Genomic DNA, 1463 nt, shown 5'->3' with positions numbered 1-1463 from the left:
GGCCGGCGCTTCGGCAACCACCACGAAAACCGCCTGGTGATCGGCCTGTCAGGACGCGACATTGAGTTCGGCTTGTCCACGGCCCGCAGCCGCCTGAACCTGGCCAACATCCTGGACTCCGCCTCCCAGAACAAGATCGAGGTCTTCGTCGTGGGCCCGCCGCCCACGCTTGACCCCGCACAGAACCGCAGGCTCGGCGAGCTCAACACCGCCTTCGCCGACGTCACGACGCGCCGGAAGCACCTCTATGTCGACACGTTCTCGCCGCTGCTGAACCACGAGCAGTGGCGCCAGGACCTCGCGGCCAACGGCGGCACGCCCGGCCAGGCCGGCTATGGCCTCATGGCCTGGCTCGTGCTGCACCGCGGCTGGTTCCAGTGGCTGGGCCTGGACACCCCGGAATAGGCGGGCAAGCAGGCAACCGGCCGCGTCGGGATCCCACCTCCAGGGATGTCGCGATATATCTTGACCTGCCGGCAAGCGCGATATATCGTGACTTCATAGTCGAGATATATCGTTAGTTGCCTCAGCCCTTTCGCCTTTCCGGAGGAACCATGTCAGAGAACACGTGGACCGTGACCGGCCCGCAGACCATCGACGTCGACGGCGTCCACTCCCTCAAACTCGGGATTGTCCGCGGCCGCTTCGACATCGTCACCCATGACGAGGACGTTGCCAGGATCGAGGTCTCGGAAATCGAAGGCGACCCGCTGTCGGTTTCGATCGTCAACGGCCGCCTGGAAGTCCGCCACCAACTGCACGGCCCGCAGGGCTGGTTCAAGAACCTGATGAGCACCGTCAACAACGGCAGCAGCAACTCGGTGGTCATCAGCATCGCTCTGCCGGCCGGCGTCGAGGTCGAGGCCGGGACGGTGAGCGGCGACGGCATGGTTTCCGGGCTCAGCGGCCACACCCGGCTCAACACCGTCTCGGGATCCGTGCTGGCCGACGGCACCGCCGGGAACCTGTCCGTCAACACGGTCAGCGGCGAGGTGATTGCCCGCAACCACCGCGGAGTGCTGACCGCCAAGAGCGTTTCCGGCGAAGTGACGGCCTCGGGCGAATTCAGCAACATCCGGGCGAACACCGTCAGCGGCGACCTGAGCTTCGACCTGCACGGCTTCACCCATGACTTTGGCGCCAATTCGGTCTCCGGCGACGTCACCATCCGGCTGCCGCACGACGTCGGGGTGGACATCGTGGCCAAGTCCGCCAGCGGCGCGGTGGTCATCGATGACACGAGGTACGCCCAGCCCGGCGGCACGGTGCAGACCATCGCGGGTCCGGACGCCAAGCTGATGCTGGTCCGGACCAACTCGGTCTCGGGAAAGACATCGCTCTTCCACGGCCAGCCCAGCCCGGACACCGAAACGGCCCTCTGATGCCTCCCGTCTTCGCCCACGGGGCGCTGCGGCTGTACCTGCTCGCCCTGCTTGAATCGGGCCCCAAGCACGGCTACGAGC

The 1463-nt window shown here is 66.2% G+C and carries 2 protein-coding genes and 1 pseudogene; all 3 read left to right on the top strand.

Features of this window, described 5'->3' with window-relative positions:
• Window positions 1-405 (top strand): GDSL-type esterase/lipase family protein (locus LQV45_RS31955; RefSeq protein ID WP_230011485.1); only part of this gene is annotated, 405 nt, incomplete at its 5' end.
• Between the two features lie 149 nt (window positions 406-554).
• Complete coding sequence (locus LQV45_RS31950; RefSeq protein WP_230011482.1) at window positions 555-1382, top strand: DUF4097 family beta strand repeat-containing protein; 828 nt, start codon at window positions 555-557, stop codon at window positions 1380-1382.
• Window positions 1382-1463 (top strand): annotated as a pseudogene (locus LQV45_RS31945) (PadR family transcriptional regulator); the annotation flags it as partial. The gene LQV45_RS31950 and the pseudogene LQV45_RS31945, both read left to right, overlap by 1 nt.

Source organism: Microbacterium sp. Bi128, assembly GCF_918698205.1.
This window is presented reverse-complemented; position numbering and strand designations above follow the sequence as displayed.

What these genes read in the sequence shown, in the direction of transcription:
- LQV45_RS31950 (WP_230011482.1), top strand. Translation starts at nt 555, where the DNA reads ATGTCAGAGAACACGTGGACCGTGACCGGCCCGCAGACCATCGACGTC.